This window comes from Pseudomonas sp. DY-1 (assembly GCF_003626975.1).
Lineage (GTDB): Bacteria > Pseudomonadota > Gammaproteobacteria > Pseudomonadales > Pseudomonadaceae > Metapseudomonas.
The window spans coordinates 4,823,563-4,849,009 of the sequence record NZ_CP032616.1 but is presented as its reverse complement, the minus strand read 5'-3'; the positions used below and the strand labels follow the sequence as shown (position 1 = coordinate 4,849,009).

26 protein-coding genes are annotated in these 25,447 nt (G+C 64.2%); 13 read left to right on the top strand and 13 right to left on the bottom strand.

Annotation, left to right across the window (positions count from 1 at the left end; all coding sequences use genetic code 11):
• Positions 1–25 precede the first annotated feature (25 nt).
• The 6 genes from D6Z43_RS22750 (at position 26) to D6Z43_RS22725 (ending at position 4,357) form a co-directional block, all read left to right on the top strand.
• A complete protein-coding gene (locus D6Z43_RS22750; protein ID WP_120654284.1) occupies positions 26–661 on the top strand; it encodes a TetR family transcriptional regulator in 636 nt (211 codons plus the stop codon).
• A 170-nt stretch (positions 662–831) separates the two neighbouring features.
• On the top strand, positions 832–1,332 hold the full coding sequence (gene ureE / locus D6Z43_RS22745) for an urease accessory protein UreE (protein ID WP_120654283.1): 501 nt from the start codon (positions 832–834) through the stop codon (positions 1,330–1,332).
• Entirely contained in the window at positions 1,329–2,003 is a 675-nt protein-coding gene (locus D6Z43_RS22740) for an urease accessory protein UreF (RefSeq protein ID WP_120654282.1), read from the top strand. The genes ureE and D6Z43_RS22740 overlap by 4 nt, the downstream gene beginning before the upstream one ends.
• Before the next feature lie 14 nt (positions 2,004–2,017).
• Positions 2,018–2,629, top strand: coding sequence for an urease accessory protein UreG (ureG, locus tag D6Z43_RS22735; RefSeq protein ID WP_120654281.1), 612 nt, complete (start codon positions 2,018–2,020; stop codon positions 2,627–2,629).
• 27 nt (positions 2,630–2,656) lie between these two features.
• Complete coding sequence (locus D6Z43_RS22730; protein ID WP_120654280.1) at positions 2,657–3,229, top strand: HupE/UreJ family protein; 573 nt, start codon at positions 2,657–2,659, stop codon at positions 3,227–3,229.
• 216 nt (positions 3,230–3,445) lie between these two features.
• The gene (locus D6Z43_RS22725; protein WP_120654279.1) at positions 3,446–4,357 is read left to right on the top strand and encodes a glycerophosphodiester phosphodiesterase; all 912 of its coding nucleotides are present in this window, start codon (positions 3,446–3,448) and stop codon (positions 4,355–4,357) included.
• Here D6Z43_RS22725 and D6Z43_RS22720 read toward each other — a convergent pair.
• On the bottom strand, positions 4,338–5,102 hold the full coding sequence (locus tag D6Z43_RS22720) for an SDR family oxidoreductase (RefSeq protein WP_120655339.1): 765 nt from the start codon (positions 5,100–5,102) through the stop codon (positions 4,338–4,340). The genes D6Z43_RS22725 and D6Z43_RS22720 overlap by 20 nt on opposite strands.
• Positions 5,103–5,669: 567 nt before the next feature.
• Here D6Z43_RS22720 and D6Z43_RS22715 point away from each other — a divergent pair.
• The gene (locus D6Z43_RS22715) at positions 5,670–5,993 is read left to right on the top strand and encodes a putative quinol monooxygenase (RefSeq protein ID WP_120654278.1); all 324 of its coding nucleotides are present in this window, start codon (positions 5,670–5,672) and stop codon (positions 5,991–5,993) included.
• A 99-nt stretch (positions 5,994–6,092) separates the two neighbouring features.
• Here the strand turns inward: D6Z43_RS22715 and D6Z43_RS22710 are convergent, their stop codons facing one another.
• The 8 genes from D6Z43_RS22710 to D6Z43_RS22675 form a co-directional block, all read right to left on the bottom strand.
• On the bottom strand, positions 6,093–7,025 hold the full coding sequence (locus tag D6Z43_RS22710) for an ornithine cyclodeaminase family protein (RefSeq protein ID WP_120654277.1): 933 nt from the start codon (positions 7,023–7,025) through the stop codon (positions 6,093–6,095).
• Positions 7,026–7,128: 103 nt separating this feature from the next.
• Entirely contained in the window at positions 7,129–7,845 is a 717-nt protein-coding gene (locus D6Z43_RS22705; RefSeq protein ID WP_120654276.1) for an ABC transporter ATP-binding protein, read from the bottom strand.
• Positions 7,842–8,717, bottom strand: a complete 876-nt coding sequence (locus D6Z43_RS22700; RefSeq protein ID WP_120654275.1) for an ABC transporter ATP-binding protein — start codon at positions 8,715–8,717, stop codon at positions 7,842–7,844. The genes D6Z43_RS22705 and D6Z43_RS22700 overlap by 4 nt, the downstream gene beginning before the upstream one ends.
• A complete protein-coding gene (gene livM, locus D6Z43_RS22695) occupies positions 8,714–10,000 on the bottom strand; it encodes a high-affinity branched-chain amino acid ABC transporter permease LivM (protein WP_120654274.1) in 1,287 nt (428 codons plus the stop codon). The genes D6Z43_RS22700 and livM overlap by 4 nt, the downstream gene beginning before the upstream one ends.
• A gap of 2 nt (positions 10,001–10,002) precedes the next feature.
• Entirely contained in the window at positions 10,003–10,917 is a 915-nt protein-coding gene (locus tag D6Z43_RS22690) for a branched-chain amino acid ABC transporter permease LivH (protein ID WP_120654273.1), read from the bottom strand.
• Between the two features lie 226 nt (positions 10,918–11,143).
• Entirely contained in the window at positions 11,144–12,265 is a 1,122-nt protein-coding gene (locus D6Z43_RS22685; RefSeq protein WP_120654272.1) for a branched-chain amino acid ABC transporter substrate-binding protein, read from the bottom strand.
• 518 nt (positions 12,266–12,783) lie between these two features.
• Complete coding sequence (locus D6Z43_RS22680) at positions 12,784–14,067, bottom strand: FAD-binding oxidoreductase (protein ID WP_120654271.1); 1,284 nt, start codon at positions 14,065–14,067, stop codon at positions 12,784–12,786.
• A 12-nt stretch (positions 14,068–14,079) separates the two neighbouring features.
• Positions 14,080–15,570 (bottom strand): aldehyde dehydrogenase family protein, encoded by a 1,491-nt coding sequence (locus tag D6Z43_RS22675; RefSeq protein ID WP_120654270.1) that lies wholly within the window; start codon positions 15,568–15,570, stop codon positions 14,080–14,082.
• Between the two features lie 207 nt (positions 15,571–15,777).
• Between D6Z43_RS22675 and D6Z43_RS22670 the strand changes: the two genes are divergently transcribed.
• Together D6Z43_RS22670 and D6Z43_RS22665 are read left to right on the top strand one after the other, a co-directional pair.
• On the top strand, positions 15,778–16,671 hold the full coding sequence (locus tag D6Z43_RS22670; RefSeq protein WP_120654269.1) for a LysR family transcriptional regulator: 894 nt from the start codon (positions 15,778–15,780) through the stop codon (positions 16,669–16,671).
• A gap of 196 nt (positions 16,672–16,867) precedes the next feature.
• The gene (locus D6Z43_RS22665) at positions 16,868–17,887 is read left to right on the top strand and encodes a DUF1338 domain-containing protein (protein ID WP_120654268.1); all 1,020 of its coding nucleotides are present in this window, start codon (positions 16,868–16,870) and stop codon (positions 17,885–17,887) included.
• Positions 17,888–17,987: 100 nt separating this feature from the next.
• Here the strand turns inward: D6Z43_RS22665 and azu are convergent, their stop codons facing one another.
• Positions 17,988–18,437 carry an azurin gene (gene azu / locus D6Z43_RS22660; protein ID WP_120654267.1) on the bottom strand — a complete coding sequence of 150 codons (450 nt, stop codon included), beginning with the start codon at positions 18,435–18,437 and terminating at the stop codon, positions 17,988–17,990.
• A 123-nt stretch (positions 18,438–18,560) separates the two neighbouring features.
• Here azu and D6Z43_RS22655 point away from each other — a divergent pair, with 123 nt between their 5' ends.
• The 4 genes from D6Z43_RS22655 to D6Z43_RS22640 all read left to right on the top strand — a co-directional run bounded on the left by D6Z43_RS22655 (position 18,561) and on the right by D6Z43_RS22640 (position 20,905).
• Positions 18,561–19,184 (top strand): LysE family transporter, encoded by a 624-nt coding sequence (locus D6Z43_RS22655; RefSeq protein ID WP_120654266.1) that lies wholly within the window; start codon positions 18,561–18,563, stop codon positions 19,182–19,184.
• 251 nt (positions 19,185–19,435) lie between these two features.
• Complete coding sequence (locus tag D6Z43_RS22650; protein ID WP_120654265.1) at positions 19,436–20,023, top strand: TIGR00730 family Rossman fold protein; 588 nt, start codon at positions 19,436–19,438, stop codon at positions 20,021–20,023.
• Positions 20,024–20,081: 58 nt separating this feature from the next.
• A complete protein-coding gene (locus tag D6Z43_RS22645) occupies positions 20,082–20,453 on the top strand; it encodes a DUF393 domain-containing protein (RefSeq protein ID WP_120654264.1) in 372 nt (123 codons plus the stop codon).
• Between the two features lie 5 nt (positions 20,454–20,458).
• Positions 20,459–20,905, top strand: coding sequence for a GNAT family N-acetyltransferase (locus D6Z43_RS22640; RefSeq protein WP_120654263.1), 447 nt, complete (start codon positions 20,459–20,461; stop codon positions 20,903–20,905).
• 65 nt (positions 20,906–20,970) lie between these two features.
• On the opposite strand, the gene D6Z43_RS22635 is transcribed toward D6Z43_RS22640, so the two are convergent.
• The 3 genes from D6Z43_RS22635 to D6Z43_RS22625 all read right to left on the bottom strand — a co-directional run bounded on the left by D6Z43_RS22635 (position 20,971) and on the right by D6Z43_RS22625 (position 25,441).
• On the bottom strand, positions 20,971–21,819 hold the full coding sequence (locus D6Z43_RS22635; protein WP_120654262.1) for a mechanosensitive ion channel family protein: 849 nt from the start codon (positions 21,817–21,819) through the stop codon (positions 20,971–20,973).
• A 188-nt stretch (positions 21,820–22,007) separates the two neighbouring features.
• Positions 22,008–22,943 (bottom strand): transglutaminase family protein, encoded by a 936-nt coding sequence (locus D6Z43_RS22630; RefSeq protein ID WP_120654261.1) that lies wholly within the window; start codon positions 22,941–22,943, stop codon positions 22,008–22,010.
• Positions 22,943–25,441: a circularly permuted type 2 ATP-grasp protein gene (locus D6Z43_RS22625; protein WP_120654260.1), complete on the bottom strand. Its 2,499-nt coding sequence runs from the start codon at positions 25,439–25,441 to the stop codon at positions 22,943–22,945. Before D6Z43_RS22625 ends, D6Z43_RS22630 begins: the two co-directional genes overlap by 1 nt.
• Between the last annotated feature and the right edge of the window lie 6 nt (positions 25,442–25,447).

Here is a 25,447-nt window from a genome sequence, read left to right as displayed (position 1 = left end):
GCACATTCGCCAACGGCCGCGCCCCATGACTCAACGCTCGGAACAGAAGCAGCAGACCCGCCACGCCCTGATGGACGCCGCGCGCCTCCTGATGGACAGCGGACGCGGCTTCGGCGGCCTGAGCCTGCGGGAAGTGGCGCGCAACGCCGGCATCGTGCCCACCGGCTTCTATCGCCATTTCAACGATATGGACGAACTCGGCCTGGCCCTGGTCGAGGAAGTCGGCGAGACCTTTCGCGCAACGATCCGAATGGTGCGCCAGAACGAGTTCGAGCTGGGCGGCATCATCGAAGCCTCGGTGCGCATCTTCCTGGATGCAGTTGCCGCCAATCGCGGCCAGTTTCTCTTCCTCGCCCGCGAGCAATACGGCGGCTCGCATGCCGTACGCCAGGCCATCGGCGCACTGCGCCAACGCATCACCGATGATCTGGCTGCGGACCTCAAGTTGATCAACCGCATGCCGCACCTGGATGACGACTGCCTGGACCTGGTAGCCGACCTGGTGGTGAAAACGGTATTCGCCACCCTTCCGGAACTGATCGACCCGCCGGCGGACAATCTGCCGCCGCACCTCCTGCCTGCCGCCAAGATCACCCAGCAGCTGCGCTTCATCATGATCGGTGGCAAACACTGGCTCGGCCCCGGCAAGCCAAAAAGCTGACCGTTCCGCCAATACCGCCGCACCACCTGGGTGCAGCTCGCACCATCACGGACCATCATCACGCCCCACAGGCAGGCACGGCTTCGCCAAAGCCCCTGTGAGCGGGCGCCCGGCCATCTTGGCAAGGGCCTTGCTCTGCACCCGGCATTGCACACTGCCGGATTCACCCGATGCTGGTCATCCACGAACGAATAGAAGCCCAATCGAGCTGGGACGAAGAGCTGTTGCTGACCTATGAAGGGCGCAGCAAGAGCCGTCTGCGCTGCTTCACGGTGAAGGGCGAAGACGTCGGCCTGTTCCTCGAACGCGGCCAGCCGCCCCTGCGCGACGGCGATTGCCTGCGCAGCCAGGACGGCCGAGTGGTGCGCATCAGCGCCCGCCCCGAAGCCCTGCTCCATGTCACCTGCGTCAGCGCCTTCGAATTGACCCGCGCTGCCTACCACCTTGGCAACCGCCACGTCGCCCTGGAGATCGGCGATGGCTGGCTGCGCCTGCTGGACGATTACGTGCTGAAGGCGATGCTCGAACAACTGGGCGCCACGGTGGAAAACATCGAAGCGGGCTTCCAGCCCGAGCACGGCGCCTATGGCGGTGGCCATCACCATTCTCATCAGCTCGAAGCCGATTTCAGCTACGCACCACGCCTGCATCAGTTCGGTGTGCGCAAGTGAACAACGCCTGGCAATTGCTCCGCCTCGCCAGTCCGCAGCTGCCCATTGGCGGCTACAGCTATTCCCAGGGGCTAGAGCTGGCCGTGGACTCGGGCCAGGTGCATGACCCGGATAGCGCCGCGCGCTGGATCAGGGATCAGCTGCTACTCAACCTTGCGCGCTTCGAGGCGCCCTTGTTGCTGGCCCACTGCGATGCAGCAGCACGCGAAGACTGGATCGAGCTGAAGCGCCTCGCCGAGCGTCATCGCGCCAGCCGCGAAACCCGCGAACTGCAGTTGGAAAGCCGGCAAATGGGTTATTCCCTGCAGCAACTCCTGCATGACCTCCCCGAGCAGGACGACGCCGCGCGCCATCTGCTCGGCGAGCTGGAAGAACCCGGCCTGGCCGTGGCCTGGGCCCTGGCCGCCCGCGCCTGGTCCATCGCGCCGCCGGACGCCCTGGCCGCCTGGCTCTGGGGCTGGCTGGAAAACCAGCTGGCGGTGCTGATGAAGACCCTGCCGCTGGGCCAGCAGGCCGCCCAGCGCCTGACCTCCGCCCTGCTGCCCTGCCTGGAGCAGGCGCAGCGCGAAGCCAGTGAAATCCCCCCGACCCGCTGGGGCAGCGCCGCCTTCGGCCTGTCCTTGGCGAGCATGGCGCATGAGCGTCAATACAGCCGTCTGTTCCGTTCCTAGGAGATGCACAGCATATGAACAGCCAACCCTTGCGCGTCGGTATCGGCGGCCCGGTAGGTTCCGGCAAGACCGCCCTGACCCTGGCCCTCTGCCGTGCGCTGCGCGAGCGCTACAACCTCGCGGTGGTGACCAATGACATCTACACCCAGGAAGACGCCCAGTTCCTGGTGCGCAACGAGGCCCTGGCGCCGGAGCGCATCATTGGCGTCGAGACCGGAGGCTGCCCGCACACCGCGATCCGCGAAGACGCCTCGATCAACCTCGAAGCCGTGGAGCAGCTCAATCGCCGCTTCCCCGGTCTGGACCTGATCCTGGTGGAGTCCGGCGGCGACAACCTTTCCGCCACCTTCAGCCCGGAACTCTCCGACCTGACCATCTACGTGATCGACGTTTCCGCCGGCGACAAGCTGCCACGCAAGGGCGGCCCCGGTATCTGCAAGTCCGACCTGCTGGTGATCAACAAGGTGGATCTGGCGCCCATGGTCGGCGCGTCCCTGGAAGTGATGGACCGCGACGCCCGCAAGATGCGCGGCGAGCGGCCATTCGTGTTCAGCAATCAGAAGGTCGGCCAGGGTCTCGACGAGATCATCGCCTTCATCGAGAAGCAGGGCCTGCTGGCCGCCTGAACCTAAACATGAGAAAGGAGCCTCACCATGAACCTGCGCAAGACGCTCTTCGCCATCGCCCTGTTTCTCACACCGGCCATGGCCTTCGCCCATGCTGGCCATGACCACGCCGGCATGATGTCGGGCATCGCCCACCCGATTTCCGGCCTCGATCACCTGCTGGCCATGCTCGCCGTCGGTCTCTGGGCCGCACAGCAACAGGGCCCCGCTCGTTGGGCACTGCCGCTCACTTTCGTCGGCACCATGCTGCTGGGGGGCCTGCTGGGCTTCGCCGGTGTGGAAATGCCGCTGATGGAAACCGGTATCGCCGGCTCGGTGCTCGCCCTCGGCCTTTTGGTCGCCTTGGCGGTGCGCCCGCCGCTGTGGCTGGCCGTGGGTCTGACTGTGGCGTTCGCCCTGGCCCACGGTGTCGCCCACGGCCTCGAACTGCCGGACCTGTCCAGCCCATGGGGCTACGCCGCCGGTTTCGTCGCCGCCACTGCCGCCCTGCATGCCGCCGGCTACGGCCTGGTTCGCGCTTTGCCGCGTACCGCCGCACCACTGGTGCGCATCGCAGGTGGTGTTTCGGCCAGTGCCGGCGTGTGGTTGCTGGCGAGCTGAGTCCAAGGACACCCCATCCGGGGTTTTCGCGAATGAATTCGCTCCCACAAGGGCGTGTGCGGCTTCTTCTGTGGGAGCGAATTCATTCGCGATAGATATTGCAACGAGTTCCTTGTCCCAACCCGCACACCTCCCCCTCGCCTCACCGTCACGTCTTTGTCATAGTCCCCGCGTTTGATTCGGCACGCCCGTCCACGTCTTACGGATAAGAACAACATGAAGCGCTTCGCCCGATTCTTTCTCGCCCCCCTGTTCCTTGTCGTTGTCGCCTTGCTGGCGCTGGCCCTGACCAGCCGCCCGGCGGAACGCCCTGCCGTGCTCGCAGGTCTGGGCGACCACCCGCTGGTTATTGCCCATCGCGGCGGTCGCGGCCTCTGGCCGGAGAACACCCTGTTCGCCTTCGAGCGGGCCGCCGCCCTCAAGGTGGACATGCTCGAAATGGATGTCCGTCGCACCCGCGACGGCGAGCTGGTGGTACTGCATGACCCGCGGGTGGACCGCACCACCAACGGCGACGGCCAGGTGGCCGACCTCGCCCTGACGGACGTGCAGGCCCTGGACGCCGGCTACCGCTGGAGTGCCGACGGTGGCGAGAGCTACCCGTACCGTGGCCAGGGCATTCGCATCCCCACCTTCGCCGAGGTGCTGGAGCGTTTTCCGGAGCAACCCAAGGTCGTTGAGATCAAGGTGCCGGATGTGGGCATGGAGGAGCAGTTGTGCGCGTTGCTGGACAAGCACCAGCAGCGCCAGCGAGTGCTGGTGGGGAGTTTCTACGAACGCAGCCTCAAGCGCTTCCGCGAAGTCTGTCCCGGCGTCGCCACGTCGGCCGGCCCCACTTCCGTGCGCCTGTTGGTGGCATTGAACTGGATCGGCCTGGGCAGCCTGGTCAGCCCCTCCTACCAGGCCTTGCAGATCCCCGAGCGCAGCGGCGGCCTGCAAGTGGCCAGCGACAGCCTCATGCGGACCGCCCTGCAGCGCGGCCTGGCAGTCCAGATGTGGACCATCAACGAGCAACCGGCCATGCGCCACCTGCTGGACATGGGAGCGAATGGCCTGATCACCGACTACCCGGATCGCGCCCTGCAGCTGCTGGGGCGCTCGACACGTATCACTTCGCTGAACGATTGACCGCGAAGCCCGCCCAGGTCTGGCTCACTGGCATGAGCTCCAGGCTGTTGATGTTCACGTGGGCCGGCTGGTTCATGATCCAGAAAATGGTTTCGGCGATGTCTTCCGGCTGGATGGCTTCGGCGCCGGCGTATGTGGCGTCGTACTTGGCCTGGTCTCCGCCGAAGCGCACCAGGGAAAACTCGCTCTCGCACAGGCCCGGCTCGATGTTGGTGACACGCACGCCGGTGCCCACGAGGTCGTTGCGCAGGTTCAACGAGAACTGGCCGACGAACGCCTTGGTGGCTCCGTACACGTGGCTGCCAGGATAGGGCCAGTTGCCGGCCACCGAACCCAGGTTGACGATGCTCGCACCACGGCCATGGGCGATCAGGTGCGGCAGCAGCAGACGGGTGCTGTACATCAGGCCCTTGATGTTGGTATCGACCATGACGTCCCAGTCATCCAGGTCGCATTTGGGCGCGGGGTCGGCGCCCAGGGCCAGGCCGGCGTTGTTGATCAGGCCACGGATCTTTTCGTACTTCGCCGGCAGGCCTGCAATGGCCGCTTCCATGGCCTTGCGATCGCGCACATCCAGCTCCAGCGTGTGCACATCGGTCAGGGCCGAAAGCTCATCCTTGAGCGCCTGCAGGCGTGCGGCGCGGCGGCCGGTCAGCACCAGCGACCAGCCGGCCTGGGCGAATCGCCGGGCGCAGGCTTCGCCAAATCCCGAGGTGGCGCCGGTGATGAAAAGGGTGGAAGTCATGCTGTTCTCCTTGCTCTGGGGCACGGGCCCGTTGCGATAGACCGGCATAGGTTACGACATCCACAGGGACGAGCTGATGGCGAAAAAACCAGCACCTCCATGCAACCCTCGCCAGCACTGGGCCGCAGCCTTTACTCCCAAGCTTATCCACAGCTTTCCACACAGCTGCCGGGGACAACTCGATGGTCGGGGGTGCTGTAGCGAAGGAAGTGCGTAAGCCACTGTTTACCCGGCACTTAGCCAAACTGATCAGTTTATGAGCAGCGCTTTTGGGGCTGCGGACTGTGGGGCGTGGAAGCAATTGCTCCCAAGTTATCCACAGAACGCTGCACAGAGATTGTGATCAACTCCGTCGTGAGGGCGATTCCATACGCCAAGCAGGCCAAGAGGCTGCCCTTGAAGGTCAATGGGGACAGCTGCGCCGCCCTTGGCGAATGAATTCGTCCCCTACAGGAAAACTCGCCGCGCTTCCCATTGGTTGTGGATATCTTCACTTCGGACAAGCGGGTCTGGCTCTCTCTTCCATCGGCCTAGACTTGCCTGCCTCACCCACAGAGGAGTCGAGACATGGTCAAAGTCGCCTTACTGGTACGCCTGGAAGCCAAACCGGGCAAAGTCGCCGAAGTGGAGGACTTCCTCCGTGGCGGCCTGCGACTGGTGCAGGAAGAGCCCGATACCACGGCCTGGTTCGCCCTGCGCATGGGGTCGACGACCTTCGGCATCTTCGATGCCTTCACCAACGATCTGGGGCTGCAGGCCCACATCACCGGAAAAGTCGCGGAAGCCCTGATGAGTCGAGCCGACGAACTGTTCAGCGAGCCGCCGACGATCGAACGAGTGGAAGTGCTGGCGGCGAAGCTGCCCGCTGTCGTGGAAGGGGATGAACTCTGAACAGCCGTGGGAGCGAGTTCATTCGCGAAAGCAGGCCGCAGGGCTGCCGAGAAAGACCACTGCACGCCCCGTCGCGAATGAATTCGCTCCTACAACGGCTTATTGCACCGCCTGCAACAACACCTGCGCCGCAATCAAGTCTTCCAGGGCGTAGCCCACGGACTTGAACAGGGTGATTTCGCTGTTGGTCTGGCGATGGCCACGGCCATGCAGCAGGTCGGCGAGTTCGAAGTGGATGGCCTGCTCCGTGATGGCACCGTCAGCGATGGCGAACAGCAGGTCGCCGGCTTCTTCCAGGGCTCCGGCACGGGTGTCGACGACGATACGCGAGCGGGCCACGGCGGCACTGTCGGTTTCCCGCATGGTCGGCAGGAAGGCGCCCACAAGGTCCAGATGGGTGCCTGGCCGCAGCCAGTCCCCGAGGATCAGCGGAGAAGTGGAAGTGGTGACGCAACTGATGCAGTCAGCCTGCTGGGCGCAGGTCTGCAGGTCGGGCGCGACATGCACCGGATAACCTTCGTCGGCGAGGGTACGTACCAGTTCGGCAGCCTTGTCCGGATGGCGGCCCCAAATATCCACACGCTCGTACTGTCGCACCACGCAGTGGGCCCGCACCATGTGCGCGGCCAGGGTGCCGGTGCCCACCACCAGCAGTCGGCTGGCGTCATGTCGGACCAGCGCGCTGGCGGCCAGCGCCGAGGTACAGGCGGTGCGTCGGGCGGTCAGTTCGGAGGCTTCCAGCACCGCCAGCGGCCGCCCTGTGGCGTCGTCGAACAGCGTGAAGAGTGCGGCGACCGAGGGCAGCCCCTTTTCGCCGTTGTGGGGATACACGGTCACCAGCTTCACGCCGACGCCGTGCCCTTTCTGCCAGACCGGCATGCAAAGCAACGTTGCGTCTTGTGGCAGCGCGTGGCAGGCGCGCACCGGGGCTTCGGCCGGGTTGGCCAAGCCATGGCGCAAGGCTTCGATCAGTTGTGGGTAATCCAGCGCCGCAGCGACATCGGCGTTGGTGAAGAAGCGCAGGGTTTGCATCTTGGACTCCCTGGTAGAGCGGGGGTGAACAGACATCCCTCTCCCCCGACCCCTCTCCCTGAAGGGAGAGGGGAGACGCTCGGAGAAAGGTGTAGACGGTGTGTCAATGCCCGCCGAGATAGGCGTTGCGGACGTCCTGGTTGCCCAGTAGCTCCTCGCCCGTGCCGCTCATGCGGATTTCCCCGGTGACCATCACATAGGCGCGGTCGGAGAGCTTGAGCGCATGGTTGGCGTTCTGCTCGACGAGGAAGATGGTCATGCCGGTCTGAGCCAGCTCCCGCAGGGTCTGGAAGATCTGCTTGACCACGATGGGCGCAAGGCCCAGGGACGGTTCGTCGAGCAACAGCAGCTTGGGCCGGCTCATCAGCGCGCGGGCGATGGCGAGCATCTGCTGTTCGCCGCCGGACATGGTCATGGCGCGCTGGTTGCGCCGCTCCTTGAGACGCGGGAAGAGGTCGAACATGCGTTGCATGTCTTCGTCCGCATGGTCCGTGCCGACGGGAATGGTACCCATCAGCAGGTTCTCTTCCACGCTCATGTCGGGAAACACCCGGCGCCCTTCCGGCGACTGAGCGACGCCGTTGGAGGCAACGAAGTGCGCCGACCTGTGGGTGATGTCCGTGCCCCGGTAGACGATGGCGCCATTGGCTGCGCGCGGCTGGCCGAAGATCGACATCAGCAACGTGGACTTGCCCGCGCCGTTGGCGCCGATCAGGCTCACCGTCTCACCTTCATTGATGTGCAGGCTGACCTTTCTCAGGGCCTGGATGGGCCCGTAGAACACATCGACATCCTTGAATTCCAGGAGGGGTGCACTCATGCCACTTCCTCCTCTTCGGCGCCAAGGTACGCGGCGATCACCTTGGGATCGTGGCGGATGTCGTGGGGGTTGCCTTCGGCAATCACTTCGCCGTGGTCCAGCACCACGATGTGGTCGGAAATGCTCATCACCATGCCCATGTCGTGTTCGATCAGCAGAACGGTCTGGTCGTGCTCGTCGCGCAGCTTGCGGATGATCCGGCTGAGCGCTTCGGTCTCGGCCGGATTGAGGCCGGCGGCGGGCTCGTCGAGGCAGATCAGTTGCGGTCGGGTGCACATGGCGCGGGCGATTTCCAGGCGGCGCTGCTGGCCGTAGGAAAGCTCGCCGGCCAGGCGGTTGGCGCAGTCCACCAGGTCCACCACTTCCAGCCAGTAGAATGCATGGTCAAGGGCGTTCTCTTCGGACTTGCGGAAGCCCGGTGTATTGAACACGCCCGCTAGCAGGCTGCGGTTCACCCACATGTGCTGGGCCACCAGAAGGTTCTCCACCACCGACATTTCACGGAACAGACGGATGTTCTGGAAGGTGCGCGCAAGCCCTGCGCGGTTCACCAGATGGGTACCGCCGAACATCTTGTAGTGCAGGCGGCTGGCGAACTGCGCCGGATTGACGAAATCGGTGGGCTGGAAGGGTTCGCCCAGTACCTTGATCACGTCGGTGCTGGCGCTCCGGGTGTTGAGCTGGATGCGTCCGCCGGTGGCCTTGTAGAAACCGGTCAGGCAGTTGAATACGGTGGTCTTGCCGGCGCCGTTGGGGCCGATCAGCGCGGAGATCGAGCCGCGCTTGATCTTCAGGCTGACATCATTGAGCGCCTTGATGCCGCCGAAGTGCATCATCAGGTGCTCGACGCTGAGGATGTTTTCGTCGCTCATGGGGCTACTCCTTTACGCGGGGTGAAACCGGCACGGCTGATACGGATCAGCCCGCGCGGCCGCCAGATCATCATCACCACCATGAGCACGCCGAAGAGCAGCACACGGTAGTCGGCGAAACTACGTAGCAGCTCCGGCGCGACAGTGAGGACGAACGCAGCGATTACCACGCCAACGGTGGAGCCCATGCCCCCAAGCACGACGATGGCAAGAATCAGCGCCGACTCGAAGAAGGTGAAGGACGACGGGTTCACGAAGCCCTGGTAGCTGGCGAAGAACACGCCGGCCAGGCCTGCAGTGGAGGCGCCCAGCATGAAGGCCGAGAGCTTCACCAGCACGTGGTTCAGGCCCATGGCGCGGCAGGCGATTTCATCTTCGCGCAGCGCCTCCCAGGCACGACCGACCGGCATGCGGGTCAGCCGGTGCTTGATATAGAGCACCAGCATCACCACCAGGAAGAGCACCACGTAGATGAACAGGAACTTCAGGTTGGGGTTGTAGGTGAAACCGAAGAACTCGTGGATCGGCACCCCGCCATCCTTCGCCCGGCGGCCGAATTCCAGGCCGAAGAGGGTCGGCGACGGGACCGACATGCCGTTCGGGCCACCGGTGAAGCTCAGCCAGTTGTTGAGGATCAGGCGGATGATCTCACCGAAGCCCAGGGTCACGATGGCCAGGTAGTCACCGTGCATGCGCAACACCGGGAAGCCCAGCAACGCGCCGGCCAGCGCTGCGGCAACGGCGGACAATGGCAAGGCGGACCAGAAGCCCAGCCCCAGGTGCTCGTAGCCCAGCGCCAGGCCATAGGCACCGATGGCGTAGAAGGCCACGTAGCCGAGGTCGAGCAGGCCGGCGAGGCCGACCACGATGTTCAGGCCCAGGCCCAGCAACACGTAGATCAGGCCGAGGATCACCACGGTGAGCAGGTACTTGCTGGCGAAGAACGGGAAGATCACCGCGGCGACGATCAGCAACGGGATGATCCAGCGCAACCGGCTCTTGTAGTCGGGCTCACGCACGTGCACGCCGGAGCCGGTGGTCTCGAAGCGCTGCATCAGCACTTCGCCGCGCGGGGTCTGCAGGTAGAGGCTGAGGAAGAAACGACCGAGCATCACCACGGCCATCATCACGCCAACCCGATTGAACTCCAGGTTGAAGCTGTAGCCGTCGAGTACCACACCCATGATGGGGCCGAAGACGATAAGGGCGAGCAGACCGGCGATAACGGCGTCGATCAGGCTCTTCTTGAAATCCAGGGGTTTCCTGGCAATGGCAGAAGTCATGATTACACCTTGGCGACGTGCGGGCGGCCCAGCAGGCCCTGGGGACGGAAGATCAGGATCAGTACCAGCAGGGAGAAGCTGAACACGTCCTTGTAGTCGGTGTTGACCATGCCGGAGAACTGCGCCTCGGCGATGCCCAGGATGATCCCGCCAAGCATGGCGCCGGGCAGCGAGCCGATGCCGCCGAGTACCGCGGCGGTGAACGCCTTGATGCCGATGATGAAGCCGGCATAGAAGTCGAAGGTGCCGTAGTTCATGGTGATCAGCACGCCGGCCAGGGCCGCCATGGCAGCACCGATGACGAACACGTAGGAGATCACCCGGTCGGTATTGATACCGAGGATCGACGCCATCTTGCGGTCCTGCTGGGTGGCGCGGCACATGCGGCCGAGCTTGGTGCGCTGGATGATGTAGGTCAGCACCGCCATGCCGAGGAAGGCCGCCACCAGGATGAACACCTTGGTGTAGGTGAGCTGCACGAAGCCATCACCGATATGGAACTTCAGCGCGCCGTCGAGCAGGGTGGGCACGCCTTGCTGGCGGGCGCCCTGGCTGAGCTGCACGTAGTTCTGCAGGATCAGCGACATGCCGATGGCGGAGATCAGGGGCGCCAGGCGGGTAGAGTTGCGCAGCGGCTTGTAGGCGATGCGTTCGATCACGAAACCGTACACGCCGGTCACCGCAATGGTGAACAGCAAGGTGCCAAGGATCAGCAGCGGGAAGGATTCGAGTCCGAAGAAGGCCAGGATGGCCAGGGTGATCGCGGCGATGTAGGCGGAGATCATGTAAACCTCGCCGTGGGCGAAGTTGATCATGCCGATGATGCCGTAAACCATGGTGTAACCGATGGCGATCAGACCGTAGACCGACCCGAGGGTCAGCCCGTTGATCAGCTGTTGCAGGATAATACCGTCCATCACTCTGTCTCGTCTTTTGGGGGTCCGGCCTTGGGTTCGGCCAGCTCCCGCGAGTGGAATCAGACGGGCACCACTGAATTACCGGATCGGGAGTTCGGGACTCCCGGCTCGAGCAGAATAGGACTTCAGCAGTTTCCCGGAATGCACCGACCGGCCAGGCGCGGGTAGCGCCTGGCCGGTCAGCCGAGCTAACGGTTCGCGCTCCTTGCGGAGTGCGAGCCGCCTATCACTGCTGGGAGTACTTCCCTTTGTCATCCCACTCGTAGATCACGTAGTCGGAGACTTTCAGGTCGCCCTTGGAGTCCCACTCCTTCTTGCCCATCACCGTCTGCACCGGATGGCCCTTCAGCCATTCAGAAGCCTTGGCCGGGTCGTTGGAACCGGCGCCATTGAAGCCGGCAGCCAGGGCTTGCAGGGTCGCATAGGCATACAGGGTGTAGCCTTCCGGCTCGAAGCCGCCGGCGCGGAACTTCTCGATCACCGCCTTGCCGTCCGCGATCTTGCGGGGGTCGGCGCCGAAGGTCATCAGCACACCCTTGGTGTATTGCGGGCCGCCGGCGGTGGTGACCAGTTCGTCGGTCACGATGCCGTCGCCGGAGAGGAACTTGGCGGTCAGGCCCTGCTCACGCATCTGGCGAACCAGCGGGCCGGCTTCCGGGTGCAGACCGCCGAAGTAGACGACCTCGGCGCCGGAGGCGCGAATCTTGGTGACCAGGGCGTTGAAGTCTTTCTCACCGCGGGTCAGGCCTTCGTACAGGACTTCCTTCACGCCGCGCTTGGCCAGCTGTGCCTTGGTGGCGTCGGCCAGGCCCTGACCGTAGGTGTCCTTGTCGTGGATGATCGCGACCTTGGTGGCCTTCAGCACGTCGACGATGTAGTCGCCGGCCACGATGCCTTGCTGATCGTCACGACCGCACATGCGGAACATGCCGGACAGGCCGCGCTCGGTCACTGCCGGGTTGGTGGAGCCCGGTGTCATGGCGAGGATGCCGGCTTCGTCGTAGACCTCGGAAGCAGGAATGGTGGAGGAGGAGCAGAAGTGACCGACAACGGCGATGGCCTTGTCCTGGTCGACGAGACGGTTGGCAACGGCCACGGCCTGTTTCGGCTCGCAGGCGTCGTCGGCTTTCACCAGTTTGATCTTCTCGCCGTTGATACCACCGGCGGCGTTGAGATCTTCGGCGGCCTGGGAAGCACCGCGCCAGTATTGTTCCCCAAACGAGGCGTTCGCGCCGGTGTGCGGCCCGGCTACGCCAATGACTACATCAGCCTGTACAACGGAAGAAATGCCCAGCGCGGTGGTAACCGCCAGAGCCAGAAAGCCTTTTCTGAAAATCTTCTGCGACATGGAGTTTTGCTCCTGAGGTTTTTAGGGTTAGCGCTCGTGTTCAGCAAGTGGCGTGCCATTAATTCTTGTAGTTGCTCCGCGCCCTGAAAGGCTGTTCCCACCTCCTCGATTTATTATTTTTATTCTTTTAAATCAATGACTTCCAAATCGAACCGATTAATTTCCGGACGTGTCTGGAAACTGCACGGCATCAGTGTGCCAGCAGATTCGCTAACAATAGACTCGCGGTACTTATTTGCACATCACTGGTGCGCGAATTTTCCCACTCCGCACTGTTACCGTTCCCCCAATCCTGCAAGAAAATTCCCATCGCCCGAAAGCAGTGCAGGCATTTTTTTTGCGATCTGCATCACGAGCCCAGCGAACCCAATGCACATCGCTCACTTCGACGAAGCGCTGAATGACGGCTTTTCGCAGGGTGGATATCGCTTCTTCATTGCCACCATCCGATGCCAGCCCTGACGCACCATGGTGGACCGGTGAAGCGCGGTCCACCCTACTCCATCCCGCCCTTCCTATCAGATCACCACACGCAGGCACTGCCCCGCGTGGTAGAGCGAAAAACCTGCTTCGTAGAGCGAACTGCGCAACCCTACCGCCGCTACCGCCCGCATGGGCTGGAAGGGCATCGGCAGGACCGTTTCGTCACCACTGAGCAGATAGTCGGCGAACGCCTTGCCTACCACGCTGCCGGTGGTCACTCCACGACCGTTGTAGCCGGTGAAGGCCAGCAGTCCCGGCGCCGGCTCGTAGAGGCGCATGAGATGGTCGGGAGTGAAGTCGATACAACCGGTCCAGGTGAACTCCCAGTCCACCTTGCCCAGATACGGGAAGTAGTGGCGCTGGATGCGATCGGCCCAGGCGCGCAGGAACCAGTCCGGCTTGCGCGAGCCATTACCCAGGCTGCCGAGCAGCAGGCGTCCGGCGGCATCGCGGCGGATGCTGCTGAGCACCTGCCGGGTATCCCACGAACCCTGGCCGCCCGGCAGGATGCGCGCGGCGGCCTCACCCGAGAGCGGCGTGGAAGCCACCTGGTAGTAATAACCGGGGAAGAAGTGGCGGCGCAGTTCGGTCCACTCGCCTTCGGTGTAGGCATTGGAGGCGATCACCACCTGCGGGGCGATGGCCACGCCGTGCTCGCTGATCACACACCAGTCGGCGCCCTGGCGCTCCAGGCGCAAAACCTTCGAATGCTCGAAGAGCTGGCCGCCGAGGTATTTCACCGCACGGGCCAGGCCACGGGTGTACCCCATCGGATTGAGGGTCCCGGCGCGGCGATCGAGCAGCGCGGCGGCAATCCTGTCTGTGCCGGTGGCGTCGCGGCAGGCGTTGCCGGTCAGCAGCTCAACCGGCGCGCCACGGCGCTGCCATTGCTCACAACGGCTGGCGAGATCGGCCTGGCCACGAGCGTTGTGGGCCATATGCAGAGTGCCCTCGCGGCGCAACTGGCAGTCGATGCCATAGCGGTCCACCAGGGAGAAAACCAGTGACGGTGCGGCACCCAGGGTGCGATTGAGGCGCTCGCCAACCGTGCGACCGAGGCCGGCCTCGATCTCATCCGGCGGAATCCACATGCCGGCGTTGACCAGCCCGACGTTGCGCCCGGAGCCGCCGTGGCCAGCGGTATGGGCTTCCAGCAGGCAGACACGCTTACCCGCTTCCAGCAGGTGCAAGGCTGCGGAGAGGCCGGTGAAGCCGGCCCCTATCACACAGACATCGACCTTGACCTCGCCGTGCAAGACCGGGCTTTCCGGCAGTTGTGGCGTCAGATATTCCCAGAGGCATTCCTGGCGCAGGGTCATGGAGTGCAATCCTTAGTCGAAGGTGATGCCCTGGGCCAGCGGCAGCTCGTGAGAGTAGTTCACGGTGTTGGTCTGGCGGCGCATGTAGGCCTTCCAGGCGTCCGAGCCGGACTCGCGGCCACCTCCGGTTTCCTTCTCGCCACCAAAGGCACCGCCGATCTCCGCGCCACTCGGGCCGATGTTGACGTTGGCGATGCCACAGTCGCTGCCCACCGCCGACTGGAACAGCTCGGCTTCACGCACATCGGTGGTGAACGCACAGGACGACAGGCCCTGGGGCACGGCGTTGTTGAGGGCGATGGCGTCTTCGAAATCGCTGTAGCCGACCACGTAGAGAATCGGGGCGAATGTCTCGTGGCAGACCACGGCACTCTGGCCGGGCATTTCAGCGATGGCCGGTGATACGTAATAGGCGTTGGGGTAACGATCGGCCAGTTGGCGCTCGCCACCGAACACCGTGCCGCCTTCGGCGCGAGCCTGCTCCAGCGCACGCTGCATGCCCTCGAAGCTCTGCTTGTCGATCAGCGGACCGACCAGGTTGCCCTCCAGCGGATGGCCGATGCGCACCTTGGAATAGGCAGCCTTCAGGCGCTCGACGATCTCGGCCTTCACTGATTCATGGGCGATCAGGCGGCGCAGGGTGGTGCAGCGCTGGCCGGCAGTGCCAACGGCGCTGAAGAGAATGGCGCGTACCGCCAGGTCGAGATCGGCGCTAGGGGCAAGGATCATGGCGTTATTACCGCCCAGCTCCAGCACGCTGCGGGCGAAGCGCGCCGCAACTCGAGGAGCGACTTCTCGGCCCATGCGGGTGCTGCCGGTGGCGCTGACCAGCGCCACGCGCGGGTCATCCACCAGGGCTTCGCCGGCTTCGCGAGCGCCGATCACCACCTGACTGAGGTTGGCCGGAGCGTCACTGAAATTCTTCGCCACGCGCTCGAACAGCGCCTGGCAGGCCAGCGCGGTGAGCGGAGTCTTCTCCGAAGGTTTCCACACCACCGGGTTGCCGCATACCAGCGCCAGCGCGGTGTTCCACGACCAGACGGCAACCGGGAAGTTGAACGCGCTGATGACACCGACCACACCCAGCGGATGCCAGGTTTCACGCATGTGGTGGCCGGGGCGCTCGGAGGCGATGGTCAGCCCGTATAGCTGGCGCGACAGGCCGACGGCGAAGTCGCAGATGTCGATCATTTCCTGCACCTCGCCCAGACCTTCCTGGGTGATCTTGCCGGCTTCCCAGGAAACCAGTTCCCCCAGCTCGGCCTTGTACTGGCGCAGCACTTCACCGTACTGGCGGATCAGCTCGCCGCGACGCGGCGCCGGCACCTTGCGCCAGGCGTGGAAGGCTTCGGCTGCGCGAGCGATCTTCGCTTCGACTTCCGCGCGGCTTTCAAGGCGCACGGTACCGATGCGGCTACCGTCGATGGGCGAATGAACGGCGTGATCGCCTTGTTGGTAGAGGGATGAATCGACACCGAGGCGGTCAAGCAGTGCGGCAACCATGGGAACTCCTGTTTCGGCAAGTAATGGCGCGATCGCTGTAGGAGCCAGCGTGCTGGCGAAGGCTTCGCGAGCGAGCTCGCTCCTACCGGTTCAGCGCTGAATCGGAATGGCACCAGTAATAGCCGCGAAAAGGTCTTGCCAACAAACGACCTTTCCGACACATATCATTCCGTTTACTCATGTACCGGCCCGCCCCGAGAAAACCCGATGCTCAAACGCCACATGCCCTCGATCACCGCCCTGCAATGCTTCGAAGCGGTGGCCCGTCACCTCAGTTTCACCCGCGCCTCAGAGGAGCTGAACCTGACCCAGAGTGCGGTGAGCAAGCAGGTGGCGCAGCTGGAAGAACTGCTCCAGCACCTCCTGTTCCGCCGCGTACGCCGGCGCCTGCAGCTGACCCCGGCGGGCTCGCTGTACCTGACCGAAGTGCGCAAGATCCTCGCCCAGGTGGAGATGTCCACCCACTACATGCTGTCCTACGGCGGCGATACCGAAGTGCTGCGGGTCGCCACCCCGCCCACCTTCGGTGCGCGCTGGCTGATTCCGCGACTCAAGGGCTGGCGGCTGCGACACCCGAATGTGCACCTGGACCTGCGCAATGAACTGGAACCCAATGCCCTGGTCCAGGGGCGTTGCGACGTGGCCTTCTACTTCGGCCATGGCGCGCTGCCTGGCGCCGAGTGCATCCGCCTGTTCAGCGAGGAAGTGGTACCGGTCTGCGCCCCCGGCGCGATGCCGAAGCAGCCTTTCACCGAGCCGACTCAGCTCACCGAACTGGTGCTGCTGCAGAACGCGACCCGCCCGGAAGCCTGGCATGAATGGTTCCAGAGCCAGGACCGGCACACCGAACACAGCTACCACGGGCCACGCTTCGACACGTCCTATATGTGCATCCGCGCCGCCCAGGCCGGCTGCGGCGTAGCCCTGCTGCCGCGATTCCTGGTGGAGGAAGAGTTGCAGGAAGGCAAGCTGGTGATCCCCTGGAATCACCCCATGCCCAGCCGCAATGCCTACTACCTGGCTTACGCCGAGCACGCAGCGGAAGTGCCGAAGGTAAAGGGTTTCGTGCGCTGGATGCTGGAGCAGATGGATCAGGAGTAACGAGCGCTGGCTTGTCAGGAAATTTGCGAACTTCTCTTCCGTAGGGGCGAATTCATTCGCCCCTACATTGAATGCACGTACCACAGCGCGACGCATTCAGGAAAAAACGGAATGAACCCGCCGGATTTTTTCGTTTGCCCCACCGCCGCCGGGCTGCTTGGATAGGCTCACCTTTTCTCCATCCCGGAATCGTTCCATGTCCACCAACCAACGCCTTTTTGCCCTGGTCGCCAGCGTGATCGGCGAGCCCGCCGCCCGCTGGGTCGAAGCCCATGTGGAAATCCCCACGAGCCTGTCTGCCTTTCCATTCAGTAACGCCGCCGTGCACCGCGCCTGGCTGGCCGAGGCACTGAATCTCTGCCTGTTCCACAAGCTGGTGGAGGCGGTGCCCATTGGTCGTACTTATGTGGAAGAGCAAAAAGCCAAAGGCCGCCAGGTGGTGTTCGATCACGGTGCCATCCGCACCGTCGACTGGCCGGATAACGGCGCCCTGCCCCGTGGCCGCCTGGCCTTCGCCCGGTTGCTGGAGCCCCTGGGGTTCGCCGATGTGCGCACCTATCCGCTGACCCGACTGAAGATGACCGGTTATGCCTACCGGCAGATGGACCTTCCCGAGGACATCGCCCAGTTCTTCGTCTCAGAACTCCATCCGGGCCGCTTCGGCGAGAGCTTCCAGCTGGCGGTGAGCCGCGTGGTGGGCGACAGCCGCGACCCGCTGGACGCCAGCCACAAGGCCATCCTCGACACCCTCTGGCGCCAGCGCCAATGCAGCGAGGCCGAGGCTCGGCACCTGCTACCCGCGCTCTATCGCGCCTTTGACCGTCAGCACGGTGTGGTGCAAGAAAGCGACTACCAGTTGCTGCGCGACGAAAGCGTGGAAATGGCCTGGATCGCCACTGAGGGCAACATGTTCAATCACCTCACCGACCGGGTCGCCAACCTGCAGTCGGTGGTCGATGAGCAAAATGCCAAGGGCCGGCCGATGAAGGCCAGCATCGAAGTCTCGGCGTCCGGCCGGGTGATGCAAACCGCCTACCGCGCCGTGCAGGTACAGCGCGACTTCATCGACGCCAACGGCCGGACCGTGCAGCGGGAGGTGCCGGGTTCATTCGTGGAATTCATCCAGCGCGAGCTCGATCCGGAAGAGGCCCGACTGGACCTGAACTTCGACAGCGGCAATGCCCAGGGCATCTTCAAGATGACCGCAGGCCAGTAGGGGCGAATTCATTCGCCCCTACAGAGATGTACGCCCGCGCTCGCTCCAGAAACAAAAAAAGGCCGCTACACGGAGCGGCCTTTTTTGCGTTCACCTGAGGTCAGTCGACCAGGGCCAGGGTACCCTTCATCATCGACACGTGCCCCGGGAACGAGCAGAAGAACTCGTAGCCCTCACCGGCAGTCAGCTTGGACACGTCGAAGGTCACACTGGCGCTCTCGCCACCGCCGATCATCTTGGTGTGGGCGATGATGCGGGGGTCGTCGGCCTTGATGTAGTCCTTGTCGAGGCCGGCGGTCATGCCTTCGGTGGCAATGGCCTGGGCATCGGTGGTCTTGCTCAGCACCCAGTTGTGGCCCATTACGTTCTTGGCCAGCTTGCCCGAGTGCTTCAGGTTCACGGTGAAGGTTTTGCAACTTTTGCTGACCTTGATCTCTTTGGTATCGAAAGTCATCTGGTCAGTGCCTTGCACATCCACGGTACATTCAGCAGCCAGCAGAGGTGCACTGGCCAGGGCCAGCACGGATGCAACGACGAGCTTGCGAATCATGGGAGTCTCCTTGGCAGAAAGGGCAGAAATGCCCAAGAAGGGAGACTGCACCATTTATCCACGAGTTCCCATATCGTGCGGCAACAGGCCGCAACCCGTCTGAAACAAGGAATTTCAAGACTCATGTTGTCCTTCTTCATCGCTGCGATGCTTCTCGGATTCGTCTTCAACGCAGCACCCGGCGCGGTGTTCAGCGAAACCCTGCGCCGCGGCCTGCGCGACGGTTACAAGCCCGCGCTGATGGTGCAGATCGGCTCGCTGGTGGGCGATGCCACCTGGGCCGCGCTGGGCCTTACCGGCCTCGCCCTGTTGCTGGACAGCGCCACCGTGCGCTACCCCCTGACCATCGCCAGTGCCCTGTATCTGGGCTGGCTCGGCTTGCAGTCGCTGCGTGACGCCCATCGCCCGCCGCAGCCCTCGACCGAAGAGCAAGGTGCCAGCGGCGGTGCTTTCGCCTCTGGCGCCGCCCTGTCGCTGACCAACCCGCAGAACATCGTCTACTGGGCCGCCATGGGCGGGGCCATGGCGGCAGTGGGCGTGGCCGAACCGACACCGACCCACCTTGCAGTGTTCTTCGGCGGTTTCATGCTGTCTTCGCTGCTCTGGTGCTTTATCTGTGCCGGCCTGGTGGACTGGTTCCGCCGTGCCGCTTCCACCCTCTGGCACCGCCTCACCTATCTCGCCTGTGGCCTTTGCCTGCTGGGCCTGTCGGGGATGACGGCGGCGGAGCTGCTGAAGCTGGCCTGATCTACCGGATTGATCGATGCAATCACAGGGTGGCCCGACCCGGTGCCGCCCTGGCATGGCGCCACTCGTCCAGAAGGAGATGCGCCACGAACTTCCCGCCAAGCCTGCTCGCCGCTTGTGTCGCCGGGGTTTGCGGCGGCTGCGCCGACTGATTCCGGCGCCTACCGTTCGGAAGTTGACCACTCGTACAGCTTGGAGCCCAGGGACTAAATCGGTACTCTTGCGCGCTTTTTTCGCACGAGGAGTCCCCCATGTCCTTGCGTTCCATCTGCGTGTTCTGCGGTGCCAGCCCCGGCGCCAAGCCTATCTACCGTGAAACAGCCGCCCTCCTGGGTCACACCCTGGCCGAGCGGGGCATCACGCTGGTCTACGGCGGCGGCGCTGTCGGCCTGATGGGCACAGTGGCCGATGCTGCCCTGGCTGCCGGTGGGGAAGTCATCGGGGTGATTCCGCAGAGCCTGATGGACGCGGAGATCGGCCACAAGGGCCTGACCCGCCTGGAAGTGGTGGACGGCATGCACGCACGCAAGGCACGCATGGCCGAGCTGTCCGACGCATTCATCGCCCTGCCCGGCGGTCTGGGCACCCTGGAAGAGCTGTTCGAGATCTGGACCTGGGGCCAGCTGGGCTACCACAGCAAGCCATTGGGCCTGCTGGAAGTGAACAGCTTCTACGACAAGCTCACCGACTTCCTCGACCACCTGGTGGAAGAGCGCTTCGTCCGCGATCAGCACCGCGGCATGCTGCAGGTCGGCGGCCACCCGGAGACCCTGCTGGACCGCCTGGAAGCCTGGCGCCCAAGCAGCGCGCCCAAGTGGGTCGACCGCAAGCACCACTGACCCCGCGCCCGTCCTGGCCTTACACTGTCCGGGACGAACCCACGGCCAGGAGCGGCCCATGGAAGGCGAAGAGCGGATCAAGGTCTACTTCAACAGCGCGTGCCCGGTGTGCAAGGCCGGAATCGAAGGCCAGAAAGGCAAGACCACCGCCTGCCAGGTGGAATGGGCCGATGTCCATCAGGACAACAGTTCAGTGGACGAAATCGGCGAAAACCTCGAATACGTCCGCGAGCGCCTGCACCTTGTGGACGAGCAGGGCATCAAGCGCATGGGCGTGGATGCCTTCATCGTGCTCTGGCGCCACTCGCCAGGGGAACGCTGGAAAGCCCGACTGTTCTCCCTGCCGTTGATCCACGGCCTTGCACAGCTCGCCTACAAGATATTCGCCCGCCTGCTCTACAGATGGAACCGGGCCAAACATCACTGGTGACATGGATGGTTATCGCAGTCGAAACCCTGAACACCCTTTCCCCGGCCGACCGCCAGCGACTGGTCGAAATCTGGGAAGACGCTGTGCGCGCCACCCATGACTTTCTCACCGAGGACGACATCCAGTTCTTCAAGCCACTGGTGCGCGACGCCTACCTGGACTCGGTACAGCTGGCCTGTCTGCGCAGTGCCGACGGACAGATCGCCGGCTTCATTGGCAGCGTCGGGGACAGGGTGGAAATGCTCTTCGTCGATCCAGCCCGGCATGGCCGGGGCATTGGCCGCGCACTGATGGAGCGCGCGATGGCGCTAGGCGCACGCAGCGTCGACGTGAACGAACAGAACCCGCAGGCCGTGGGTTTCTATCTGCGCCTGGGTTTCGTGCAGTACGACCGCTCGGAAGTGGATGGTTCGGGTAAGCCGTTCCCGATCCTGCATCTGCGCAAGGACTGATTCCGGCCCATCTGACTAGCCTCACCCCAACCCTCTCCCAAAGGGAGAGGGGGGGCAGTAAGTGGTTATCCCTGCGGCTGCTGGACGATGATGGTCTGCGCCGGCATTGGTGCAGGGAAGTCCGTGCCCAGGGCCTCCTTGATGGTGCGGTTGGTATCGAAATACACCTGCCAGTAGTTGTCGTTGTGGCAATAAGGCCGCACCGCCAGTACCGGCCCCACCAGGTTGAACTCGAGGATTTCCACATCCACCGGAGGCTCGGTGAGCACATTGGGGATGGCAGCGATGCGCGCCTTGAGAACGGCTGCGGCAGCTTGCCAATCGGCAGCACCGGAGAGCTGGGCTTTCAGCTCCACCCGGCGGAACTCGTTGTGGCTGAAGTTCTGGATGTTGTCGCTGAAGATCTTGTTGTTGCCCACCAGGGTCATCACGTTGTCCGGGGTGTTGATCGCGGTTGCGAACAGACCGATCTCCTTCACCGTGCCGGTCACACCGCCTGCGCTGATCATGTCGCCCACCTTGAACGGCCGCAGGACGATGATGAAACCGCCTGCTGCCAGATTGGCCAGCAGCCCCGACCAGGCCATGCCGATGGCCAGGCCGACCGCCGCAATCAATGCCGCGAGGCTGGTGGTCTGTATGCCGAAGAAGCCGAGGATGCCCACCACCAGGAGGACGTTCAGGGTGACGGTGATGAACGAGCCGACGTAGCGCAGCACCGTCGGGTCCACTTTCTGTCGTTCCAGGGAGCGCTGGACCAGGCCAACCGCAAAACCGATGAGCCAGCGACCGACCACCCAGAAGGCGATGGCCGCGAGAATCTTGACGCCGAAGGTAGTGGCGTACTGCATGACCGTGGTCATAAACGCGCTGACCTTCTCGGTCCCCACATTGACGATGGTTGTTTCATCCATGGCAAAGCACCTTGCAGGAGAGAAGTGGCTCCGAAAAAGCTAGCACGGCGCCGGCAAAGTGCTCGCCCGGCACAGTCCCGCAGGTTGGGTCGGGCGGCGTTCCGCAGAGGTAGGAAACCCAACAATGCGCTGCCTGAGATGGAGCACTACGTTGGGCCTCGCGGGGCTCGGACCAACCTAGGCGGGTTTCAGACGGCCATTTCCCAAAGGGGCATGACGGTGACCCGTACTTCGGGGTCGTGGCTGCCACCGCCGAGGATGACACCGCGCAAGGGCGAGACATCGGAGAAGTCGCGGCCCCATGCCAGGGTGATGTGCTCCAGGTTGGGCAGGATGTTGTTGGTGGGGTCGAAGTCCACCCAGCCATTGCGCGGGCAATAGACCGATACCCAGGCGTGCGAGGCGTCTGCGCCGATCAGGCGGGGCTGGCCGGGCGGCGGCTGGGTTAGCAGGTAGCCACTGACGTAGCGCGCCGCCAGCCCACGGGAGCGCAGGCAGGCCAGCATCAGGTGCGCGAAGTCCTGGCAAACCCCGCGACGGCGCTCCAGCACCTCGGTCAGCGGCGTCGCCACCTGGGTCGCTTCGGCATCGAAGGCGAATTCGCTGAAGATCTTCTCCATCAGCGCCGCCGTGCCCTGCAGCAAGGGTCGCCCAGCCGGAAAACAGCCCGCAGCGAACTCGGCGAATTGACGCTTGATGCGCACATAGGGCGACTCGACGCGATAGCGGCAGGCATCCAGCTCGATGGGCGACAGGGCGCGGCCGGTGAAGCTTAGAGCGGCCGGCACATGCTCCCAGGCCGGCGAGGCGGCAAGGTCCAGCGGCGCGTGGGGCAGGACTTCGATCTGCAGGCGGGCATTGACCTGCAGTTCGTCATGGGGCCGCTCGAAGGCCAGGCGCGTCAGCGGGTTGCCGAAAACGTCAGTGAGGTCTTGGCGCAGTGTGGGCTCGGGGTCGATCAGCAGCTGCTGCCCGCCGCACAGCTGCCAGGCGCAATCTCGCGGCCAGAGATGCAGCAGCTGCTGGGACAGCGACACCGGCGCCGAATAGCGGTAGTGGGTGTCGTGGAACACCTGGTAGCGGGCGCTCTGCACGGGGGCGATGGATTGGGCTTGTGCGCGCATCAGGTGGATACCGTTTGCTGGCTGACGTCGTCGACGTGGGCAAAATAGCGCAATCCGAGACGATCGGAGACCTGCCCGACGTTCTGTGCGATATCCCGCAGCAGTCCCGCCAGGCCGGCCAGCACCTCGGCCAGGCTTTCGCTGCCGAACAGAGGGTCTTCGAGGGTGGCCAGGTCGAAAGCCAACAGGCGTCCGATCAACCCGCTCAGCACCAGTTCCTGTGGCGCACCGAATTCCTGGTGCAAGCGCCCGAGGGAACGTTCCAGCGCCTGCAGCTGGAAGCGCAGGGCATGGGGATTCTGGTCATGCAGCAGGAGCAGGTCGAGCACCGGGATCAACTGCGGCGATGCCAGGTAGCGCGAACGGTAGGTGATGGTGCTGTTGCCCAGCTCCAGCAACCACTCCAGGGCGCCCTGGTCCCAGGAAGCGCCTCCTTCGAGGAAGCCGGCAATGGCGTCGGCGTAGAACTGCACCCGCTCGATACGCCTGCCGATCATCAGGAAGCGCCAGCCATCGTCACGGGTCATGTCGTCCAGGGCGAAGCCGGACAGCGCCGCCAGGGACATCAGCAGGCGATTGAGGAACTCCATTGCCTCGCCGAGATCGGTACGTTTCGGGTCCAGGGCCTGTGCCTCGCGGTGCAGTTCCAGCACCGCGTGCCAGTTCTCCCGCGACAACCGGCCACGCACCTGAGCCGCGGCCCAGTGCAGGCGGCGCAGGTTCGCACTGACGCTGCTCGGCCATTCGTCGTCCAGCAGAGCCGCCAGCAGGCGCTGCTCCAGGGGCTCCTTGCCGACAGGCACGAGGCCGATGGCGCCGGCCAGTTGTAGTGCCGAGCGCAATGCCTGCTCGTCGCCGTCGGCGTCCACATAGCGCGACAGCACCACCCGCAACAGCCGCGCGCCATCGTCGCAGCGCTCGCCGTAGCGGCCGAACCAGTAGAGGTTCTCCACCACCCGCGACGGCAGATAGGGGTCCTGACGGATCAGGTCGCGCGCGCCGATGGTGCGTGGCCGCAACGGCTCGCCCACCACTGGCAGGTCGGCCAGCACCCAGGTGTCCTTGCTGGCACCGCCGCGCTGCATGGATACCACTTCGGCATCGGCCTCCGAGGCCACCCGCGTCAACCCTCCAGGCATCACCCAGTAGCTACCGTCTGCGCCTGCCACGGCGAACACGCGCATACCGATGGCCCGCGAGTGCAGCTCGCCACCTTCTTCATCGCCCTGCCAGACCGGAGCCTGGGAAAGCTGCGCCATGCGCTGGGCGACATAGGCGTGGGGATGGGCCTGCAGGCGCTTGCGCAACGCCAGTAGCGCACCGTCTTCTAGCGCGTGGCCGAACAGCGGTTCGAAGCTCTGGCTGGGAAAGGCCGGCTTGATCACCAATCCAGCCAGGCCGTCCGGGGACTTGCTCAGCACCTGCCCCTGGCCGCACCACCAGGTGCCGACGGTTGGCAGCAGCAGCTCCTCGCCGAGCAGGCGCTGGCTGACTTTCGGGAGGAAGCCCAGCAAACCCGGCGACTCCAGCACGCCACTGCCCAGGGCATTGGCCACCAGCACCCGCCCCTGGCGAACCGCATCCAGCAGGCCCGGCACCCCAAGGGCCGAATCAGTGCGCAGTTCCAGCGGATCGCAGTAGTCGTCGTCGAGGCGGCGCAACACGGCGTGAACGCGCTTCAGGCCGCCGAGCGTCTTGAGGTAGAGGGTGGCGTCGCGCACCGTCAGGTCGTGACCCTCCACCAACGGGAAACCAAGCTGGCGGGCCAGGTAGAGGTGTTCGAAATAGGTCTCGTTGAAGCGCCCCGGGGTGAGCAGTACCACGAGCGGCGTCTCCCCATCGCTGGGCGCCTGGCGGATCAAGGTTTCTTGCAGGGTGCGGAAGTAGCCGGCGAGGTATTGCACGCGCAGGTCGCGATAAAGCTCCGGCAGTGCACGGGACACGATTTGCCGGTTTTCCAGCGCGTAGCCGGCACCGGACGGCGCCTGGGTGCGATCGGCCAGCACATGCCAGCGGCCATCGGCATCCCGGGCGAGGTCCACTGCATAGCTGTGCAGGAATATGCCGCCAGGCGGCTGCACACCCTGACAGGGCCAGAGGAAGTTGGGATGGCCATAGACCAGCTCGCTGGGCAACAGCCCTTCGGCCAGCAGGTGCTGCCCGCCGTAGAGGTCAGCGAGCACGGCATTGAGCAAGCGCGCACGCTGGGCCACGCCTGCGGCGATGGGCTGCCATTCCTCGGCCGAGAGCAGGTTGGGCAACAGGTCCAGCTCCCATGGGCGGTCGGTGCCCTTGGGATCGGCGTACACGTTGTAGGTGACGCCGTTCTCCTGGATCTGCCGCGCCAGCAGTTCCTGGCGCTGCTGCATCTGCGCCGGACTGCTGCGCTCGATCTGCTGGAAAAGGCGTTGCCAATGGGGACGCACCTGGCCCTCGGCATCCAGCAGTTCGTGGTAGGCCGTGGCGGTCAGGGGATAGTTGGCTAGCAGCTCGGACATCAAGGG

Bases quoted from the DNA above. Each gene is read 5' to 3' on its own strand.
- D6Z43_RS22635 (WP_120654262.1), bottom strand. From the start codon at position 21,819: ATGGATGAAACAACCATCGTCAATGTGGGGACCGAGAAGGTCAGCGCG.
- D6Z43_RS22725 (WP_120654279.1), top strand. From the start codon at position 3,446: ATGAAGCGCTTCGCCCGATTCTTTCTCGCCCCCCTGTTCCTTGTCGTT.
- D6Z43_RS22710 (WP_120654277.1), bottom strand. From the start codon at position 7,025: ATGCAAACCCTGCGCTTCTTCACCAACGCCGATGTCGCTGCGGCGCTG.
- D6Z43_RS22640 (WP_120654263.1), top strand. From the start codon at position 20,459: ATGGTTATCGCAGTCGAAACCCTGAACACCCTTTCCCCGGCCGACCGC.
- D6Z43_RS22690 (WP_120654273.1), bottom strand. From the start codon at position 10,917: ATGGACGGTATTATCCTGCAACAGCTGATCAACGGGCTGACCCTCGGG.
- D6Z43_RS22650 (WP_120654265.1), top strand. From the start codon at position 19,436: ATGTCCTTGCGTTCCATCTGCGTGTTCTGCGGTGCCAGCCCCGGCGCC.
- azu (WP_120654267.1), bottom strand. From the start codon at position 18,437: ATGATTCGCAAGCTCGTCGTTGCATCCGTGCTGGCCCTGGCCAGTGCA.
- ureE (WP_120654283.1), top strand. From the start codon at position 832: ATGCTGGTCATCCACGAACGAATAGAAGCCCAATCGAGCTGGGACGAA.
- livM (WP_120654274.1), bottom strand. From the start codon at position 10,000: ATGACTTCTGCCATTGCCAGGAAACCCCTGGATTTCAAGAAGAGCCTG.
- D6Z43_RS22675 (WP_120654270.1), bottom strand. From the start codon at position 15,570: ATGGTTGCCGCACTGCTTGACCGCCTCGGTGTCGATTCATCCCTCTAC.
- D6Z43_RS22685 (WP_120654272.1), bottom strand. From the start codon at position 12,265: ATGTCGCAGAAGATTTTCAGAAAAGGCTTTCTGGCTCTGGCGGTTACC.
- D6Z43_RS22630 (WP_120654261.1), bottom strand. From the start codon at position 22,943: ATGCGCGCACAAGCCCAATCCATCGCCCCCGTGCAGAGCGCCCGCTAC.
- D6Z43_RS22655 (WP_120654266.1), top strand. From the start codon at position 18,561: ATGTTGTCCTTCTTCATCGCTGCGATGCTTCTCGGATTCGTCTTCAAC.
- D6Z43_RS22670 (WP_120654269.1), top strand. From the start codon at position 15,778: ATGCTCAAACGCCACATGCCCTCGATCACCGCCCTGCAATGCTTCGAA.
- D6Z43_RS22625 (WP_120654260.1), bottom strand. From the start codon at position 25,441: ATGTCCGAGCTGCTAGCCAACTATCCCCTGACCGCCACGGCCTACCAC.
- D6Z43_RS22750 (WP_120654284.1), top strand. From the start codon at position 26: ATGACTCAACGCTCGGAACAGAAGCAGCAGACCCGCCACGCCCTGATG.
- D6Z43_RS22720 (WP_120655339.1), bottom strand. From the start codon at position 5,102: ATGACTTCCACCCTTTTCATCACCGGCGCCACCTCGGGATTTGGCGAA.
- ureG (WP_120654281.1), top strand. From the start codon at position 2,018: ATGAACAGCCAACCCTTGCGCGTCGGTATCGGCGGCCCGGTAGGTTCC.
- D6Z43_RS22730 (WP_120654280.1), top strand. From the start codon at position 2,657: ATGAACCTGCGCAAGACGCTCTTCGCCATCGCCCTGTTTCTCACACCG.
- D6Z43_RS22705 (WP_120654276.1), bottom strand. From the start codon at position 7,845: ATGAGTGCACCCCTCCTGGAATTCAAGGATGTCGATGTGTTCTACGGG.
- D6Z43_RS22715 (WP_120654278.1), top strand. From the start codon at position 5,670: ATGGTCAAAGTCGCCTTACTGGTACGCCTGGAAGCCAAACCGGGCAAA.
- D6Z43_RS22645 (WP_120654264.1), top strand. From the start codon at position 20,082: ATGGAAGGCGAAGAGCGGATCAAGGTCTACTTCAACAGCGCGTGCCCG.
- D6Z43_RS22700 (WP_120654275.1), bottom strand. From the start codon at position 8,717: ATGAGCGACGAAAACATCCTCAGCGTCGAGCACCTGATGATGCACTTC.
- D6Z43_RS22680 (WP_120654271.1), bottom strand. From the start codon at position 14,067: ATGACCCTGCGCCAGGAATGCCTCTGGGAATATCTGACGCCACAACTG.
- D6Z43_RS22665 (WP_120654268.1), top strand. From the start codon at position 16,868: ATGTCCACCAACCAACGCCTTTTTGCCCTGGTCGCCAGCGTGATCGGC.